The organism is Proteiniclasticum sp. (genome assembly GCF_003514505.1).
Taxonomy (GTDB): Bacteria; Bacillota; Clostridia; order Clostridiales; family Clostridiaceae; genus Proteiniclasticum.
This window is the reverse complement of sequence record NZ_DOPX01000026.1, coordinates 13,751-31,795: the sequence shown is the minus strand read 5'-3', so window position 1 is coordinate 31,795 and position 18,045 is coordinate 13,751. Positions and strand designations below refer to the sequence as shown.

Annotated in this window: 24 protein-coding genes and 1 other RNA gene; 20 read left to right on the top strand and 5 right to left on the bottom strand. The window is 40.4% G+C overall.

Annotated features, from left to right (window positions below; translation table 11 throughout):
- Positions 1-15: 15 nt before the first annotated feature.
- From DEF30_RS08235 to DEF30_RS08160, 16 genes are all read left to right on the top strand, one after another.
- The gene (locus tag DEF30_RS08235; RefSeq protein ID WP_294098088.1) at positions 16-198 is read left to right on the top strand and encodes a hypothetical protein; all 183 of its coding nucleotides are present in this window, start codon (positions 16-18) and stop codon (positions 196-198) included.
- Complete coding sequence (locus tag DEF30_RS08230; protein ID WP_294098086.1) at positions 191-529, top strand: hypothetical protein; 339 nt, start codon at positions 191-193, stop codon at positions 527-529. The genes DEF30_RS08235 and DEF30_RS08230 overlap by 8 nt, the downstream gene beginning before the upstream one ends.
- A 14-nt stretch (positions 530-543) precedes the next feature.
- Positions 544-852 (top strand): Gp15 family bacteriophage protein, encoded by a 309-nt coding sequence (locus DEF30_RS08225; protein ID WP_294098085.1) that lies wholly within the window; start codon positions 544-546, stop codon positions 850-852.
- Positions 821-1,180, top strand: a complete 360-nt coding sequence (locus tag DEF30_RS08220; protein WP_294098084.1) for a hypothetical protein — start codon at positions 821-823, stop codon at positions 1,178-1,180. The genes DEF30_RS08225 and DEF30_RS08220 overlap by 32 nt, the downstream gene beginning before the upstream one ends.
- Positions 1,181-1,248: 68 nt before the next feature.
- On the top strand, positions 1,249-3,915 hold the full coding sequence (locus DEF30_RS08215; RefSeq protein ID WP_294098083.1) for a hypothetical protein: 2,667 nt from the start codon (positions 1,249-1,251) through the stop codon (positions 3,913-3,915).
- A 13-nt stretch (positions 3,916-3,928) separates the two neighbouring features.
- Positions 3,929-4,300 (top strand): DUF6711 family protein, encoded by a 372-nt coding sequence (locus DEF30_RS08210; protein ID WP_294098082.1) that lies wholly within the window; start codon positions 3,929-3,931, stop codon positions 4,298-4,300.
- Positions 4,301-4,309: 9 nt separating this feature from the next.
- Complete coding sequence (locus tag DEF30_RS08205; RefSeq protein ID WP_294098080.1) at positions 4,310-7,792, top strand: hypothetical protein; 3,483 nt, start codon at positions 4,310-4,312, stop codon at positions 7,790-7,792.
- A gap of 3 nt (positions 7,793-7,795) precedes the next feature.
- The gene (locus DEF30_RS08200) at positions 7,796-9,742 is read left to right on the top strand and encodes a DUF859 family phage minor structural protein (RefSeq protein WP_294098079.1); all 1,947 of its coding nucleotides are present in this window, start codon (positions 7,796-7,798) and stop codon (positions 9,740-9,742) included.
- Positions 9,742-10,029 (top strand): hypothetical protein, encoded by a 288-nt coding sequence (locus DEF30_RS08195; protein WP_294098078.1) that lies wholly within the window; start codon positions 9,742-9,744, stop codon positions 10,027-10,029. Before DEF30_RS08200 ends, DEF30_RS08195 begins: the two co-directional genes overlap by 1 nt.
- 2 nt (positions 10,030-10,031) lie before the next feature.
- Positions 10,032-10,181, top strand: a complete 150-nt coding sequence (locus DEF30_RS08190) for a hypothetical protein (protein WP_294098076.1) — start codon at positions 10,032-10,034, stop codon at positions 10,179-10,181.
- 52 nt (positions 10,182-10,233) lie between these two features.
- Positions 10,234-10,725, top strand: a complete 492-nt coding sequence (locus DEF30_RS08185) for a phage holin family protein (RefSeq protein WP_294098074.1) — start codon at positions 10,234-10,236, stop codon at positions 10,723-10,725.
- A gap of 1 nt (position 10,726) precedes the next feature.
- A complete protein-coding gene (locus DEF30_RS08180) occupies positions 10,727-11,815 on the top strand; it encodes an SH3 domain-containing protein (RefSeq protein ID WP_294098073.1) in 1,089 nt (362 codons plus the stop codon).
- A 90-nt stretch (positions 11,816-11,905) separates the two neighbouring features.
- Positions 11,906-12,469 (top strand): hypothetical protein, encoded by a 564-nt coding sequence (locus DEF30_RS08175; protein ID WP_294098071.1) that lies wholly within the window; start codon positions 11,906-11,908, stop codon positions 12,467-12,469.
- Between the two features lie 122 nt (positions 12,470-12,591).
- Positions 12,592-13,653 (top strand): hypothetical protein, encoded by a 1,062-nt coding sequence (locus tag DEF30_RS08170; RefSeq protein ID WP_294098070.1) that lies wholly within the window; start codon positions 12,592-12,594, stop codon positions 13,651-13,653.
- Positions 13,610-13,981: a hypothetical protein gene (locus DEF30_RS08165; RefSeq protein ID WP_294098068.1), complete on the top strand. Its 372-nt coding sequence runs from the start codon at positions 13,610-13,612 to the stop codon at positions 13,979-13,981. The genes DEF30_RS08170 and DEF30_RS08165 overlap by 44 nt, the downstream gene beginning before the upstream one ends.
- The gene (locus DEF30_RS08160; RefSeq protein WP_294098066.1) at positions 13,981-14,664 is read left to right on the top strand and encodes a hypothetical protein; all 684 of its coding nucleotides are present in this window, start codon (positions 13,981-13,983) and stop codon (positions 14,662-14,664) included. Before DEF30_RS08165 ends, DEF30_RS08160 begins: the two co-directional genes overlap by 1 nt.
- A gap of 78 nt (positions 14,665-14,742) precedes the next feature.
- Here the strand turns inward: DEF30_RS08160 and DEF30_RS08155 are convergent, their stop codons facing one another.
- Entirely contained in the window at positions 14,743-14,892 is a 150-nt protein-coding gene (locus tag DEF30_RS08155) for a hypothetical protein (protein WP_294098064.1), read from the bottom strand.
- A 159-nt stretch (positions 14,893-15,051) separates the two neighbouring features.
- Between DEF30_RS08155 and DEF30_RS08150 the strand changes: the two genes are divergently transcribed.
- From DEF30_RS08150 to DEF30_RS08140, 3 genes are read left to right on the top strand one after another with little or no spacing between them, the layout of a single operon-like run.
- Positions 15,052-15,219, top strand: a complete 168-nt coding sequence (locus DEF30_RS08150) for a hypothetical protein (protein ID WP_294098062.1) — start codon at positions 15,052-15,054, stop codon at positions 15,217-15,219.
- Positions 15,220-15,278: 59 nt separating this feature from the next.
- On the top strand, positions 15,279-15,482 hold the full coding sequence (locus tag DEF30_RS08145; RefSeq protein ID WP_294098060.1) for a hypothetical protein: 204 nt from the start codon (positions 15,279-15,281) through the stop codon (positions 15,480-15,482).
- A 23-nt stretch (positions 15,483-15,505) separates the two neighbouring features.
- Positions 15,506-15,763 carry a hypothetical protein gene (locus tag DEF30_RS08140; RefSeq protein WP_294098057.1) on the top strand — a complete coding sequence of 86 codons (258 nt, stop codon included), beginning with the start codon at positions 15,506-15,508 and terminating at the stop codon, positions 15,761-15,763.
- Positions 15,764-15,790: 27 nt separating this feature from the next.
- Here the strand turns inward: DEF30_RS08140 and DEF30_RS08135 are convergent, their stop codons facing one another.
- The 4 genes from DEF30_RS08135 to ssrA all read right to left on the bottom strand — a co-directional run bounded on the left by DEF30_RS08135 (position 15,791) and on the right by ssrA (position 17,469).
- Complete coding sequence (locus DEF30_RS08135; protein ID WP_294098055.1) at positions 15,791-16,255, bottom strand: AP2 domain-containing protein; 465 nt, start codon at positions 16,253-16,255, stop codon at positions 15,791-15,793.
- A gap of 11 nt (positions 16,256-16,266) precedes the next feature.
- Positions 16,267-16,674, bottom strand: a complete 408-nt coding sequence (locus tag DEF30_RS08130; protein ID WP_294098054.1) for a hypothetical protein — start codon at positions 16,672-16,674, stop codon at positions 16,267-16,269.
- A gap of 59 nt (positions 16,675-16,733) precedes the next feature.
- On the bottom strand, positions 16,734-16,955 hold the full coding sequence (locus DEF30_RS08125; RefSeq protein ID WP_294098053.1) for a hypothetical protein: 222 nt from the start codon (positions 16,953-16,955) through the stop codon (positions 16,734-16,736).
- 163 nt (positions 16,956-17,118) lie between these two features.
- Positions 17,119-17,469, bottom strand: a transfer-messenger RNA (tmRNA) gene (gene ssrA, locus DEF30_RS08120).
- Between the two features lie 206 nt (positions 17,470-17,675).
- Between ssrA and DEF30_RS08115 the strand changes: the two genes are divergently transcribed.
- Complete coding sequence (locus tag DEF30_RS08115) at positions 17,676-17,909, top strand: hypothetical protein (RefSeq protein WP_294098050.1); 234 nt, start codon at positions 17,676-17,678, stop codon at positions 17,907-17,909.
- Positions 17,910-18,045 lie beyond the last annotated feature (136 nt).

Here is an 18,045-nt window from a genome sequence, read left to right as displayed (position 1 = left end):
CAGGAGGTATAAATAGTGAAGTATAAAGTAATCAGAAATTTCATTGATGCGGAAGACGAGATGCACCTTTACGTAAAAGGAGATCCTTACCCAAGAAAAGGCAAGGCATCCAAAGAACGAGTGGAGTATCTATCCAGTGACAAGAACAAGGCAAGAACGCCAGTAATAGAAGCAATCAAGGAGGAAAACAATGGCTAAAGTATACGATATCGTCAACAGACTGAAGAATGAGAAGCCTATAATCAAGTTGACCGAAGACAGGTCATTCCAGGTGTACACATCCAAGAACTCCGCAATCCTGATTAAGGGAATTGCAGAGGACAAAGATATTGATGAATTTAAGAGAATTGACATGATCATTGAGGCGGGGTTAGGAAAAGAGGCACTAGACCTTGTGAATGAACTAGAACTCACTATCCCTGAGCTTACCATCATCGTCAATGCAATCATGGCTGCAATCTCAGATATCGAGCTGGAAGAGATGGAAAAACTTGCAGATGAAGAGGTAAAGAAACAGAGAAAAAAGTAATCCAGTGGTATGACATGTTCGAAGACTGGGACCTCGTAGAATCCTCTTTTCTGCAGCAGTATGGCATCAGATTGAACCAGGTGGATGATATGTCATGGAGAGAGTTTTGCGGACTCCTACATGGCATTTCAGCTGATACAGCACTCGGGAAAATGGTACAGATACGGGCTGAAGAAGACAAAGAAGTCCTTAAAGGTTTTACATCAGAACAAAAGGCAGAGAGATCCAGATGGAGAGCAAGACAGGCCACTGAGTATACAGAGGAAGAACTAGAAAAGCAGATGCAAAACCTTGAGAAGATGTTTGCAAATGCTTTTAGTTAAAGTTACAATATTCTCAATAATACATATTGGGGGTAAACACATGGGATTCAAAGATATGCTCAAAGCTTCAATGAAAGAAGCACAAGAAAAACATTTGGAAGAACAAGCAAGGATAAAAGAAATGGATGCTCAAGGCATTCCTTACTGTCCTAAGTGCAAAAGCGCATCAGTTCAATTTCTGGACAGACGCAAGAAGCTATCTGTTGGCAGGGCTGTCGTTGGAAGTGCATTAGGCCCAGCAGGCGCAGTTGTCGGCGCACTCACAAGCAAGAAACAGGTAGGCGTCATGAAGTGCCTGAAATGCGGAAATGAATGGAAGCTTAAATAAAATTTGAATATCAGAACACTCGGAGAAATACCGGGTGTTTTATTTTGTAAAAAAGTGAGGTGATCAATATGGCAGAAGGAACAAGTGTAGGTAAGATTAATTTGCAAGTAGACCTCCAGGGGGACATGCAGAAACAGATCAGCGAGATGGCGAACAACCTTGGAAGCTCTCTAAAATCATCTTTGGAGAAGGCTACAAGCGGCATGTTGTCTGGCATGGAGAAGGTCATTGATAGTGCAATGAAGAATATTAACGCATCTATCAGTGAGGGGCTTGAAAAGATGAAGCAACAGACTGAAGAGTTTGTGAAGAGCCTGCAGTCTATCCTAAAGAAAATTAAGGTCCCAAAAACACAGACAGCACCTACTAATGTTATTCCGGCTATGAATCCTGTGATTCCATCAGTCAGTCCAAGAGGTCCTCCGGCAGCTGCAAAGGCTCCAATTGATACCACGGCCATACAGTCAGAAATAAGCAAGGTTACACAGCATCTTGACCTTGTGAACCAGAAGATTGAAATACAGCAGGATAAGCTTGCAGGACTCAAAGAGAGCTATGAAAGAGCGCTCAATCCGAATTTGAAGAATAAGCTCGCATCTCAGATAAACAACACTGAGCTGAGCATCTTGAAGCTTACAGAGGCATCAGACAAGATGGGATTCAAACTCAATGATCTGGATGCAAAGCTAAATGGCACAGGTAATCTTGCCAATAATCTTGGTGACTCATTTAAAAAAGCGGGTAACAAAATCAAAGAAACCGCAAAGGCTGCAACAAAGAATGTAGGGCCTATCGGCAAGACCGCTGATGTAGTTGGTCAGAGATTCGATAAGATGGGCCGTATGATCAACAGTGCTCTTAAACGAGTTCTCATCATGGGTACCCTATATAAAGTCATCCGTGGATTCATGAGTTACTTAGGGTCTGCTCTTGCGACGAATCAGCAGTTTTCTAATTCTCTTGCTGTGGTTAAGAGTAACCTTCAAGTAGCCTTTATCCCTATCTTCAACACAATCCTCCCGGCCCTCAATGCTATGATGAGTGCCCTTGCTAGAGTAACCACTTATATGGCCGCTTTCTTTAGTGTACTTGGTGGGTCTAGCTTCAAGGCATCCACAGCATCTGCAAAGGCCCTTAATAAGCAAAAGGCTGCTATAGCAGGTGTAGGTGCAGCAAGTAAGAAAGCTGCTAAGGATATGCAGTTATCCCTTGCTGGATTTGACGAAATCACGAACCTGTCCACTCCAGGTGCAGATGATGCAGGAGGTGGTGGAGGCGGTGGAGCTTCTGACATAGCACCTATCGTTTCTCCGGGCATTAATACATCCGCATTTGAGAACGCCTTAAAAGCATTTATAGATAAAATAGATCCTTATCTCGAACCTGCAAGGCAAGCGCTCGGAAGACTTAAGGATGCATTTGAGACTCTCAAACAAAACCTGTTTGCAGGTCTTTCGTGGTTTAAGGATAACATCCTGATACCGCTTGGAAAGTGGACCATAACAAAGGTTGTGCCTGCTTTTATTGATATATTAGCCGGTGCGCTTAAGGTTCTAAACTCCGTCATTGAAGCACTCAAGCCCTTGTTCCAGTGGTTATGGGATAACATGCTGCAGCCTCTCGCTGAGTGGACTGGTGGTGTTATTACTGACGTTCTCGACAACGTGATTATAGGTCTCGATAACTTCTCGTCTTGGATTGATGAAAATCAGAAAACAGTAGAAACACTTGCCATTATTATTGGATCAATCGCCGCCGCATGGGGGTTGGTTAATGTAGCCATTGGGGTGTGGACAGCGATAACCGCTGTTGTTGCTCCAATTATGACCGCTATATCCGCCGCTGGTGGTGTTATGGCTGCGGTTATGGCTGCTATAAGTTGGCCAGTTGTAATTGCTGTGGCTGCCATTGCTGCATTAATCGCTATAGGAATACTGCTCTGGAAAAACTGGGACGAGATCTCCGCATGGCTCAAAAAGATTTGGGAAGGAATCAAAGAGACCGCGAGCAAGGTATGGAATGGCATAGTCTCAACAATAAAGAACGTATTCAATGGAATCGGAGAATGGTTTAGCCGGGTATTTACAGGCGCGTGGAATGGCATAAAGAATGCATTCAGCGCTGTTGGAAACTTCTTCTCCGGAATTTGGAGTGGAATAAAAGGTGTGTTTGCATCTGTTGGATCTTGGTTCAAAAACATCTTTACAGGTGCATGGAATGGCATTAAGAATGCTTTTTCTAGCGTTACATCATTCTTCTCCGGAATATGGGCCACCATAAAGAACACCTTTACCACCATCGGAACGGTAATAGGTGAGGGAATAGGAAACGCATTTAAGACTGTTGTAAACTCCATCATCAACTTTGCAGAGAGAACCATCAATGGGTTTATTAAAGCTATTAACAGAGCAATAAAGCTTATAAATCTAATCCCTGGAGTCAGTATAAGTCCTTTGGCAACACTAAGCATACCCAAACTCGCCACTGGTGGAGTCATAGATCAACCAACTATTGCAATGGTCGGTGAAGCAGGTAAAGAAGCTGTAATGCCATTAGAACGGAACACAGAGTGGATTGATAAGCTTGCCTCAAAAATTGATGACAGCAGAGGAAGCGGAGAAGGTGGAGATGGTGAGTTTGAAGCTACCGTAGATGGTGAGGTGCTGTTTAGAGTCGTTATGAGAAGATTAAATAGAAAAAGAAGGCAGAAAGGCCTTCCGATTATTGAGTATTAGGGGGTGGTAGATAATGGCACTTGCAACAGGATTAAAAATCAATGGGGTGGACATGCCATCTCCTTTACCTTATGAGGTGGAGATTAATTCCCTTGATGGAGAAGCTGGAAGAAATAACAACGGAAAGATGATTAGGGATTTTGTGGATGATAAGATTTCAGTTTCCTTACAATGGGGTATGCTCACAGAGGCTGAAGCAAATCAGATATTAAGTGCTGTGAATCCTAAGAAGGGGCACGTATTCTTTCAGGCAACGATCCATACAGCAGAAGATGGAGATTATACTGGTACATTTTATGCAGGATCTCGTAAGCAACCAATAGCATTGAAGACAAATTCAGGAACGCTCTACAGAGGAGTTTCTTTCAATATCATAGAAAGGTAGGTGATACTTTTGATAAGCACATCAACTGGATTCAAAACTGCTATAAAATCATCGAGCAGAAGAATCAAAGCTAGATTATTATTTCTGGATAAGACCATTGAAGATGTGGATCTGATTGAAATTGATTCCTACCTGACAGATGAGGAAGATTTTATAATCGGTACCGCAAACATGGATGTCGCAAAAATCGAGATAAGTAATGATCCCTTGAGTCCAATATTTTATGACTTCGATGGCAAGGAAGTAGAGATTCAATTAGGAGTAACTCTTTCGGATTCATCCGTTGAATATCATTCGATTGGAAGATACACTGTCGAGAAGTCAGATAGGAAGAATTCAAAGATTTATCTGGAGTTAGTAGATAGAATGTATAAGGCGGATATGGACTATACAAGCAATCTGTCTTATCCTGCGACGCTATCTCAGATATTAGCTTCTGCAGCATCACAATCGGGAATAGTACTTGATTCAACAACATTTCCAAATTCTGATCATATTGTTAATGAAGAACCTGTCTATGAGGGAATTACCTGTAGACAGGTTTTCGCATACATTGCAGAACTCGCTGGGGGATATGCAAGAATTAATAGGTTGGGCCGATTGACAATACTTTCCCTTGGTTCCCTATCAGTGGTTAATATCACAGGGGATCACTACATAGACTGGAAGAAAGCAGAGTCTGCTCCAGGTATCATCGATAAGCTGATTATCAAAAATGGTGAAGAATCAGCATCTTCAGGTACAGGGACCAACATATACAGCATCGTTGATAACATTTTTGTGAGCAACCCTAGTAGCGTTGTGGAAAACATCTTCTCTAGCATATCTACAGTTGATTATAAGGCAGGAGAGCTTAACTGGATCGGTGACTTCAGTTTAGAACTAGGAGACAAAGTTACCGTGGATGGAGAGGAAACCTATATCCTTAATCGGAAACTGAAATACACCGGTGGACTTAGGGAAACAGTGAAGATACCGGGAAAATCAAATATTGAGAAGAACTCAACTGGAAAACCCAACACAAATCTTGAGATTCGAGATATTAAGACAAAGATCAAAATCATTTCAGGAGAAATACAGCAAGTAATTGAAAATGGTGTTACGAGAACAGAATGGCAGCAGACTATAGATGGTTTCAACCAGACTGTCTCAGAGATTGAACTCACTCCAGGGCCTGAAGGTCAGTCAGCATATGAAGCAGCAGTAGCCAATGGATTTACTGGAACGATACAAGAGTGGCTTGTCAGTTTAGAAGGCCCTCCAGGCCCACAAGGTGATCCAGGACTTCCGGGGCTGCAGGGGCCTAAAGGTGATCAAGGTATTCAAGGACCCAAAGGAGCTGATGGGATTTCGACTTATACTCATATCGCATACGCAAATAGTGCGGATGGTACTGTTGATTTCTCTCATGTAGATCCCAGCAGAGATTACATCGGTATCTATGTTGATACGAATTCAACAAGCAGCAGCAATCCGGCATTGTATAACTGGACAAAGGTAAAAGGAGCTGATGGTTCAAATGGCTTACCTGGTCCCAAAGGAAATGATGGACAAACACCATATTTCCATACAGCTTGGGCCAACAATGCTTCTGGAACCAGTGGATTTAGCACAACCGTATCGACGGATAAGTTATATATCGGAACCTATACAGACTTTGTTCAGGCAGACAGTAATGATCCTACAAAATACAATTGGGTAAAGATTAAAGGTGATACTGGACCTCAAGGACCTCAAGGTGCTACTGGCGAAAGAGGACCTATTGGACCCACTGGAACAAGCGTATCGTCCATAATAGAGTATTATCTTGCTTCAGCCTCTTCCAGCGGTGTAACTACATTCACTTCTGGATGGACAACTTCGATTCAGGCGATGGATTCGACAAAAAAGTATCTTTGGAACTATGAGAAAATCAATTTTTCAGATGGATCGAGTTCGAACACCGTCCCTGTGATTATCGGAAACTACAGCATTGATGGTACAGATGGTGCTCCAGGTCGTTCCTTAACAGGTATTACAGAGTACTATTTGGCTAGTGCATCATCAACGGGTGTAACTCGGTCTACTTCTGGCTGGACTACAACGATGCAATCAACCAGTACAAGTAAACCGTATTTGTGGAATTATGAGAAACTCGATTGGAGTGCTGCACCGACAGTCACCTACATTGAACCTATCGTTATAGGGGTTCATGGACCACAAGGTCCACAGGGTAATCAGGGGCCTCAAGGAGTGCAAGGTCCACAAGGACCACAAGGGCAAGCTACATACACATGGATCAAGTACGCGGATAGCCCTACATCAGGAATGAGCAATTTCCCTGATGGGAAAAAGTATATGGGAATCGCATACAACAAGACCACAGCGACAGAATCCAGTACTTACGCTGATTACACATGGTCGTTGATTCAAGGACCGCAAGGAAATCAAGGAATACAGGGACCCGCTGGAACCAACGGTCAAACAACCTACACCTGGGTTAAGTATGCAGATAACGAGACTGGATTAGGAATGAGCGACAGTCCCGTGGGAAAGAGATTCCTGGGCTTGGCCCATAACAAAACCACTGCAACAGAAAGCACTAACGCTGCTGATTACCAATGGTCCCCGCTTTACGACAACGTCAAGGTAGGAGGCCGAAACCTTCTTTTAAAGTCAGACACACCGGTGACGAATTCGACCTACCCCACACAGCGGTACGACTTGAGCGAAAAAATGCTAACGACCAAGACCTACACCATTCGATTGTGGGGATCTTTGGGAGCAGGAAAAACCGGATTCAGTGCTTATTTAAACGGCGGATCAATAGCATTAGGTGGACTTACAAACAACGGGGACGGGACCTTTTCTCTGACTTTCACAGGGAAAGATTCAGGGGTTACAACCGGAGACTTTATAAACATATATCCAATGCCAAGCGGAACGGTTGTCAATTCCACGGTTGATAAAATAAAGCTGGAAAATGGGAATGTGGCCACGGACTACACCAGAGCACCTGAGGACGACCAGGATTACATCAACGAACAGGTCACCCAAGTATCGACACAACTTATAAGCACACTAGAGCAGACAGCCGATGGACTAAGAACAGAGGTTGGTGAAATATACACCTCAAAGACAGAGCTGGAAACATTTAGACAAGAAGTATCGACTGATTTTGAACAGACGAAGAATAGCTATGAGTATGGCTTTAACGAACTGGTACAGACGATTAACAACAATCAGGGCATGACAGATGCTGAGTTCGAATTGATCAGGAAGTACATTCGCTTTGAGGATGGAAATATAATCTTAGGCGAATCAGGAAACCAAATCACCTTGAAATTAGAGAATGATATCCTTGGATTCTATCAAACTGGAAACAGAGTAGCATATCTGTCAGATAATAAGCTTTATGTGACCGACGGTGAGTTTATCAACTCTCTAAGAATTGGAAACTTTGGTTTTGTCCCTAGATCCAATGGAAACATGTCCATTACAAAGGTGGTGTAATTTATGGCCAATGTAATTTGGAATCCTGGTATTAACGCCTATAATCCAACAGTAGAATTAATAGTTACCCAGAAATCCCAGAGCATTGATGGTAACTACTCAGTATTGGAATGGAGCTTAATACTTCACCGACCTTCAAACGTTTCGTCCAGCGCTTCCAAATCATACAATGTAAAAATTAATAACGTAACGGTGGCCAGCGGAACGACTACCCTCGGAGGTAGCGGAGACAAGACGATTGCCTCCGGAACCAGTACTGTCTACCATAACGCAGACGGTACAAAGATCGAAGTGCCATTCAGTTTTTACATGGATATTGGAATCACATGGTCCGGAAGCAGCACAGGAAACGCCAACGGATCTGGGATAATGAACCTGACAACCATCCCACGTGCAACGACACCGACCCTATCCGATGGAAATATCGAAATGGGAAGCGCGGTAACGATCAACACACCAAGAGCCTCCAGTTCTTTCACTCACATTTTAAAATATACTTTTGGTAGTGCGAGCGGTACTATCGCTAATGGTGTTGGTACTTCTCATGCCTGGACCATTCCGCTTAGCTTGGCAAACCAGATTCCCAATGCAGCTTCAGGAGTAGGTACCATAACCTGTGAGACATACAACGGCACCACACTGATTGGAACCAAAACTGTACAATTTACAGCGACGGTACCGGATAGTATGGTGCCTTCAGTTTCAATATCGACAAGTGGAGTAGATTTATATCAGAGCCAGTACGTTCAAGGAAAGTCTAAAGTTAAGGTAACATTAAACGAGTCAGGATCTTATGGAAGCACCATAAAATCAAGAACAACAACGATTAAATCAGGTAATAATACGATAAGTGCATCGACCACTTCTCCATTTACATCAGGTGTTTTGAATTTCAGTGGGACGATCACAATTATTACGACCATCACGGATTCAAGAGGAAGGACAGCTTCAGCTACCAAAACAATTTCTGTGGTGGCGTATTCTTCGGCTCGAGTTGTTTCATTCAGTGCGTACCGTGCGAATGCAGATGGATCTCCAAACCCCCAAGGCGCTTACATCAAGATGACAGGAACATCTCTTATTTCAACTATAAACAACACAAACCTAAAGACTACGATTCTAAGATATCGTGAAAAAGGATCGACTACGTGGACAAATGTTACAGTCAATACGACCTTATACAATCCCACTTTGACTGCTATAGTTGCAGCAGACGAAAACAAATCTTTTGAAGCTCAGATTTATTTGAGTGATTACTTCGGAAACGCGCAGAGTTTAGTCAATATCGGTACCGCCTTTGTTTTGATGGACCTTCATTATTCAGGAACAGGAATCGCGATAGGCAAAGTCGCGGAATATGAAAATGCGTTCGAGGTATATTTACGTTCAAACATTTTAAAGTTTAGCAGCATACATTCACACGACTGGAACACAGCCTCAAGCATGCAGGGGAAATCATATTTAGGCGGATGGCACGGCCCTCTTGCTGGGGAGTTTACCAAAGGGTATATGTCAATCGGAGCCACTACTTCAGAACAGTCGATAGATTTTATGATTGATGGTGATATGTTCGTTCAAGAAGGTGTCAATAAAGTTTGGAATAACACGAATTGTCAGGTTTTAAGCAACGCGAACGGCGTCGCCTATAAATTCGAAAATGGCCTTATGATAACCGTTCAAAGGCACAATGTATATACTGGAATAGCTAACCAATGGGGTGCACTTTATGCTTCCGGTCAGATACTTGTTCCTGATTATCCCGCGGCTTTCATAGAAGTTCCAACAACTACAATCACAGCATATGGGCAAGGGGGAACAGTTATAACAGGAAAAAATCACAGCCCCGCGCCTACTATTTATAACGTCGGGGGAGTTGAAGCTTTTAGAGGTACATCATTTAGCGCTCTTAATATCTTGTTTAGTATTATTGCAATTGGGAGGTGGAAGTGATGAGAGTATATTTCAGTCCGATTTTTGTATTTACTGAAGGATTTGAGAATATAACCTATTCTTTTGAAAATCGAATAGTTACAGCAACCTATAAAGGGAAAAAAGAAACGTTTGATTTCAGGGGTTTACCTGACGGTATTGTTCAGGAAATAGAGGCTGAAATTTTGGAATTCAACCCTATTACTCACTCAGAAATTGTAGACGGAATATTGTATTTAGAGGTCATGAATTTCATCAGGGAAAACGCGACAGAATTCGAAAAGTTTCCAAACTGGATCGAGGTGTAAACATGGCAAATATCAAATGGGAATCCAAAGAAGTAAAAGACAAAGAACAGAAAGAACGAGAGAAATTCAAGGGTAAAGACTTCAAGAAATTGTCCCAGAAAGAAAAAGACGAACTACTAGAAAAGATAGCCCGACAGCTAGGCTACTTGTAAGGGATCTTCCGAAATGGAAGGTCCTTTTAATTTAGAAAAAGGAGTGTAGAAAATGGATTTAATCAAAACAGCATTTATGGAACTCTTTGCTTACAGTAAGAAAGAATGGTCCCTTGGAGGAATCATTGCATGTATAGGAGGTGTATTCTCAGCTATGGTAGGTGGAGCGGACATTTTATTTTTTGCAGTAGCATTTGCCATGGCAGCAGACATTTTCACTGGTATCTATTATGGTAACATCCTCAAAATCATATCTTCGGAAAAAGGAATTAAAGGGATTCACAAGAAAGTTGGAATTTGGATCATGATTGCCTTTGCAAATATGGTGGACATTATGCTTACTGAGTACTTTGGCATAGAAGGTCTCATTAGAGGTGGGGCAATGTTCTTCTATTTCGGCATGGAAGGATTATCTTTAATTGAGAATCTTGCGGCTGCTGGCATCATTGTATATGAACCTCTGAGAGAGAAACTGATCCAGATCAAAGAAGGTAATAAAAAAGGCCCATCAGTACTTGAAGAAATCAAGAAAGAGGTGAAGTAGCATGAAAGAGTTTATACAGTTCATTCTGAAGAATCCCTGCTACGTCTGGAACAAGAAGAACAACATCAGCATCAAGCCTACACATATCATTATCCACTCTACAGCGACTCCAGGAGTCATGGCCAAGGAGTGGTTCAACCGATGGAACAAATCCTCGATTATGGTGGCGGTACACGCATTCATTGATGATCTGGAGTTCTGGCAGCTGCTCCCATTCAATATGTGGGCTTGGGGTGTAGGTGGCAAGGCAAATGGTTATAGTCTGCAGATAGAAATGTGTGAGGACAAAGACCACTCGGAAGCATACTTCCGGAAGGTACTGTCCAACACTATCAAGAAAGTCGCTCAGTGGTGTAAAGAGTATAACATTCCGGTTGATCACGTCATCGGCCATTACGAAGCCAGGCTTCTAGGCATAGGATCCAATCACAGCGATCCTCGTCACTGGTGGTCTAAGTTTGGCTACACCATGGATATGTTCCGCGATGATGTAAAGAAAGCGATGGACAATCCTGTAGTACCAGCACCTGATAAGCCTATCGATGAGAAGGTTTGCTCCGAAAACCTCAATGTGAGATATGGTCCTGGCACCAACTTTAAAATCTTGGCTACGATGCCACAAGGCACTAAGGTGGATATCTACTCGGCATCTGGTAACTGGGCAAAGGTCAGATATAAAGGTATTGAAGGGTACTGCAGCACCACATATCTCAAAGAGTCACTCACTGGGTACGTCATGGCCTCAGTGCTCAACGTGCGGTCAGGGAGAGGAGTCAGCAACACAATTATCGGTAAGCTCAAGAAAGGAGCACCAGTGACCTTATACGGCCTCCAGGGAGGCTGGTGGGAAACACCTACCGGATATGTCTCTGCAGACTGGATCTCTTTAGAAAAGGTTGCTACGCCGATTGAGGTAAAGCTACAGGAGGGGATCGTGACGGCCACAGCTGGATTGAATGTCAGGAAGTCTCCAGGAGGTGCGAAGGTGGGAGCACTGAAGTATGGCGCCAATGTGAAGCTATATGAGCAGTCTGGTGCATGGTACCGAATCGGCAAGGAACGGTGGGTGTCGGTGATGTATATAAAGTGAATCTCATACAAGTTCTAAAACACAAAAAAAATATTAGTTTGCTACTTAAATTATAATGATCTTGTTCGATATAAGAAATGAGGTGATCGAATGAGAAGAATTATATCAAATACCGAGTATTATTTAGGGAGTTTACTGATACTTAGTGTATTAGCCATTTTTGCTTATGCTATTAATTCAGAAGTAGTAAGGTATGTTATAGGTTTACTTTATTTACTTCTTGTATTGAAATTTGGTTCAGACAGATTTAGAGCAGGAAAAGGGCTCCCTTCAAAATGCAGGAGAAACTATCAAGGCTACATCGAAGTACATGTCGAAAATGATTGTGACAAGAAGATTGAGAACCTTTTTCGAATCATATGCGAAGTAATTGAAATAGGCAAGAATGAACAAAAAGACGTTCTTATTGACTCGTGGTTAATCAGCAAGAAGAATATTGAGAAGTATCTTGGTGAATCAGTCGAGTTTGTTCCTTTTAGCTTTATACAAAGATTATCAAACAAAATGCATCGGATAATGTTTAAAGCTAAACGTGGAAGCAATATTGAACCTTACAGGTGCATCATCAAGACGAGTTTAGTTTCAAAAGAACAAATGATAAGAGTTCAGAATATAATCACTCAAATTGATTTGCGAAGAAATAGAATAGGGTAGTAATTAAAGTACTCCGAAAGGGGTGCTTTTTACTGTTGACGTATAATAAGTCTTGATATATAATAATAAATCGCTTATGCTAAATTAAATACATTTTTAATTTATTATGGGGGATGAGTTTAATGGATTACGGAAGCTATATCGAATACTTACAACACACAATCAAAAAATATTCCCAAAAACAGTTACGGTTTATTCTTAAAAAAATGATAAAAGCCGAAATAGCATATTCAGGGCAGGTTCCAATACAGCTATCAAAAGAAGAGGCAATGGATATCACTGATATGGTTAATGAGTTAGCTCTGCTAAAGATTTTGAAAGAGAGTAAAAAAGGTGTTAAAGAGTTTGAAAACTGGGAAATAATTAAAGATTATAAGTATTCTATTCCTTTTGAGATTGACAATTATGAAAGTATTGTACCTCAAATTATGATGAACTCTCAAACTATAGATACAACTGAAGAAAATCATACGCATAAAGAGTTAGGGGATCCTATTAAATATACAATTGATGACATGGATTTTCTGAAATATTGTTTTTCGTTTTCCGCTTATAACTCAACAACTGGTAAAGAAGAATTGTTGAAGTACCCAGTAGTTATTGTTTTTCATAACACAATCAAAATAATTGAAATTAGGTTTGATACTTTACTTATGCCATTTAAAAATAACAATCCTCTCTTTTATTCTAACTTAGTAAAACTGATACGTAGTGATCTAAAAGATAGGTTTAACATCACTTTAATACCTATAGATTTAATGTTTTTACATGGTATCGCAAAAGAGAACAAAAGTCTTAAGTTAATTGGTCAAAGTATGAATTTGTCGTCTGGTGGAAGAGCAGAATTAAGCGTAGGCAATAATGAGGATTACATTTTACCATTTATCGGTGAATTAGTTGATATAATTAAAGATCACGCTGATGATTTGAGGAAGTATCCTGATTTAGAAGATGCACTGAAAAACTTTATTTATGAGATAGAAGAAATGTCAGATTATCCATGGTTCGAGTTACTTTGGGAAAATGAGACTAAAACAAGAAGCATACATGTGAAAGTAGTAACTCGCTATATGAATGAGGATTATTGCTTAATCCAGCATTATTATAGCAACGTATTGATTGGAATGGAGAGGATGGATCATGTTATCAAATATATCAGTTCCAATAGAGCAAGTTCTAAGTAAGACAATTGATGATGATAGGGTTTTAGTCGAAATTAAAAATTTTTTGACGCAATATAAGAATAAATCTTGGATATATCCTGGAGTTATTAAAAGGAAATTTAATGTCACCATCTTTCAAGTATATCAATTTTTAAGCGATTTAGAAGAAGCTGGTTACGTTAAAGGATATTATGAATTATATTGTGGGAATTGTAATAAACATAGTGGGATTAATGAAGTGTTTGAGACATTGGCATTAATTCCTGAAACCTTTATATGTGAAAGCTGTGGGGAAGAGACTTTTTCAGTTAATAGTGCTATTTTAATATATAAAGTTCTGGGGGAATAATGAATACTAGAGGAATGACATTGTTAGAACTAGCGAAAGAAATGAATGAAGAGTTTTCGTTAAAAGAAATTAGTAAGCTTACTGACGATCAAATGAAAGAATATACTGATAGGCTTGAGTACTTTAAAAGAATTAACTCAAGCAAGTCGAGTACTGAAGAAAAGAGAGCGTCTCTGGAAGACCTTGTTTCATTTCTGCTAGGGGTTTATGACAATTATTTTCATCTTATTCCAGGAGTTAGAACAGGCACAAACGAGATAGATCAGGTAATAACATCGAAAAATTCAATTAAGGTAATGATAGCAAATAATTTATTAGATCCAAGGTTCAATAACTTCTTATGCGAATGTAAGAATTATTCAAAAAAAGTTGATGTAACTTATGTTGGTAAATTTGCTAGTTTACTTTTAACTACATCCAAGCAACTTGGAATACTTTTTTCGTATAAAGGTGTAACCGGAACTAATTGGCAAGATGCAAGTGGTTTAATTAAAAAGTTCTATTTATGTAAGGAAAAAACTGAGTCAAGATTTTGTATACTTGATTTTAATATTGTAGACTTTGAGCTAGTAAAAGATGGGTACCCTTTTTTTCAATTGTTACACGATAAAATACTTGCATTAGAGATGGATACTTCAATTACGAAATTAATTAGTAAGCATCCTGGAGAAGACGTTCTATAATAGACACAACAGTAAGCCGGTAACCCCGGCTTTTTTTGAGCACAAAAAACCCCACACTTTTTTGTGTAGGGTCAAGTTCTATTTGTTTTCTGAGTCATTCCTGTGGACAAGCAGCCAGAGAATGTAATTGTTTAGTGATCTATGAACCTTATCTCCTTCAGCCTGCAGCTGCTCTTTGAGTTCAGATGGTATTGCCAACAGTAACTTTGTATTTTCGGTTTTTCCCATAATATCCTCCACAATAAAAGTTTACCCCACACCTCGTTGTGTGGGGAAGATAGGGGTCTATCTTTATAGAAGTATAGCACATAAGAGTCTCAATCTAAAGTATGAAACTCTCTGAAAGTTCGATATACTTATGGTAAATTACGCAGAAGGAGAGGTAATATGAAAGTATTTAAGAGGATCATGCTATTTTTTATTCTCATTGGATTTATTGTGATTGCTGCACTATTACTTGATAGTGCAAAATACCCTAAAGCACCTGTAATAGCGTTGAGTTTCATTGGTTTAATCTTGCTTGGTGCAATGTCAGCACTTATGAAAAAATTATAGTTGCTTAATGATGCTTTTTCATTGATCCTCGCATAGTTAGCTTATGGAGGTGAGGAACTATGAAATGTATTTATTGCGAGAAGAACCATGATTTGAACACCATCGGTGGCTTGGTCTATTTTTCGTGCTGCAACAAGTCCCATATACTGAAACAAAGTGTGCGACCACGAGTCCTAGAAGCGTTCCAGGAGAATGATGGCGTGGTCTTAATTGACAGCCCAGAAGAATTTCTCTCTTTTATTTTAAGAACAAATGTTCTATAATGTTTGAAAAGGGGGAGTGATCAATGCAGGAGCTAATGAGAGTTGAGGTCATGAGTTATTCAAAACCAGGTGAACCGCCTAGACCTGTTACATTTAGATTTGGTGCAGGTGGTGCGCAATACAAAGGACGAGTGCTGAAGGTTCTAGACAAGAAGATTAACAAATGGAACGGTAATGTCATGTACGAGTATCTCTGCGACTGCACTGTAGATGATCACCCGAGCAAGATTAAGATTTCTTATGAGAGAGATACAATGCACTGGTACCTAAGAAACTTATGAAGTAAAGAAGGGAGCATTCAGCTCCCTTTAATCTTTATTGTCTAGTAATGGTTTAAAGTACTTCTCTTCAGCTTCCTTTCTCATTTGTTTGGCTTCCTCCAGATTGGAAGTGTAGCCGAGAGAAATTGACTTACCTGCTGCCTGAATTCTGACTGTCCACTTTCCGCTTTTCTTGTGCCAGGATACACCTCGTACTCCTGATGTATTATTGCGCTGTATACTATTGTCCTTAATTCTTCCTGTGTTAGTACCATTCTTTAGATTCACAGATCTCATTCTAGATGTTCGCTCTTTAGTTATTTCAAGTTTTAGACATCCACAGCTTCTTGTATCTCCAGATAAAAGATTGTCTCTTCTAGTAATTATAGTCTTACCACATTCACACCTAGATTCATAAAGAGTTCTCCCGCGGTCAACTTTAACATCAATGGGTGCCAATACTGTAAGCCTACCAAAGGTTCTTCCTGTAAGGTTATCCTTAAGCTTTTTCATAGCGATGTAAGCTACCTCTCTTTGTATTCCTCGATGGGATCAAGTTTTCCAGTCTCATAGATCCTCACGGTGTAGTCATGCCATTCCCCAAAATAAAAAGTCTGTCCTCTTTCCTTAGCCCATCCTTTAGCCTCTTCGATGGTGTCAAATCCTTCCGTATCGAAGGTAGCTCCCTGGATGTTGGTTAGTGATGCAAAATACTTACAGTCCATGTGTTTGCTCCTTTCCATATCATTATATTTACTCGCATACTCTGTGAGCTTTATGGCATTTCCTAAGGTCATTTTATCTAGAGAGGTCTTTCCCGTTGCAAGGTCTGATAAAGTCGCTTGGCCGATGCCTGTTGCTTTAGAGATGGAGTATCTGCTGATACCTGATCTGTTGATGAGCCACTCAATAACATTTAGATCTGCTTTCATAGTCTTTTCCTCCTGGTACATTAAAAAGAGGGATTTAGGCTCCCTCTGGGCCTTAGAATTTAGCGTCCTGGTATTACGATTGTTTCGCCCTGACCATTTTCCCATCCGTGAACATCAGCGCCGTTATTCAGGTCTGCAATTACCACTTCCATATCTTCGATTGAGTTTGGAACGATCTCTGCGATTACATCACCATCATGGGTGTACACAACAAACTTGTGCAGGCTGTAGTCGAATGCCTCTTCCTCGATGTAGTAAATGTCTCTTTCCCATGTTCTCATTTTTAGTTACCTCCGTTATTTTGTTTTATCTTATGTTCTTATTATGCATCGGTATTCCGAAGCAATCAAGAGGTGTTTGCGAACAAATTGTTAATTAAAATAAAAACACCCTTAACTCTATTATGAGCTAGGGTGTTTAAAGCTTTCCAGTTATGGATAGCACTGGTGGAGATGAGGGGTGTCGAACCCCTGTCCGAAAGTCGAAGAACAGGACTTTCTACGAGTGTAGCTTTGTAATTAAAATTCCCTCCGACTTAGTTTACAAGCAGACTTGGCCGTTGGTAGCTTCATTTATTCCGTTCCTGAGGCAAAGCTTACTCAGGCTCGTTTTTCCGCTAATCGGCGCTCTATCCCAGGCAGCGGACATCCCGGGTAGAACGTAGCAGACTAAGCTGCTAGTGCAAAATTATCTTCTGCGTTTATCTTTTCGCCATAGTTTTTTAAAGCAGGTCCATAGCTTCCTTCTACTCGCTTATCAAGTGCTCCATACCCCCGTCGAAGCCAATACATCCCCATGAAGGTATATACTACATTATACGGTGCATTTCTTAAAAATCAATAAAAATATGGAGAATCACAAAAGAACGGCCCTTTCCTCGGTTGTATATACAATATTTCACTGGTTTTACTGAATATACCATAACAGAAATCAAAAATATTAGAATTTACAAAAAAAAGCTTATGTTATATTATTAGATATATGAATGAAGGAGTGCTGTTATGAGAGAGAAAAAAATGCTGGTTATGAACATTGTTTTTGCCATTGCTGTCTATGGGTTGATCTTGTGGCCTCAAGCATCTTATCGGCAGGAAGCTCTGGAGAGTGGTCTGAGCTATGTGGAGTACTACACCATACATGGTGCGAAAGACAGCTATGCAGCATACATTGCTTTAGGCGCATTGATCATGAATGGCATTTATTATTTTGAGAAGATGAGAACCAAGGGGAAATAGAGTGCATTCATGAAGTTAAATCTCGAATTGATATTTGGGATGGTTTCTGAATACTATATCACTTCAGGTAGAAACAAGCCGAAATAAGCTCGAAATAAGCTGTGCTAAAAATTATCAAGCAAATAATGAAAAAGTA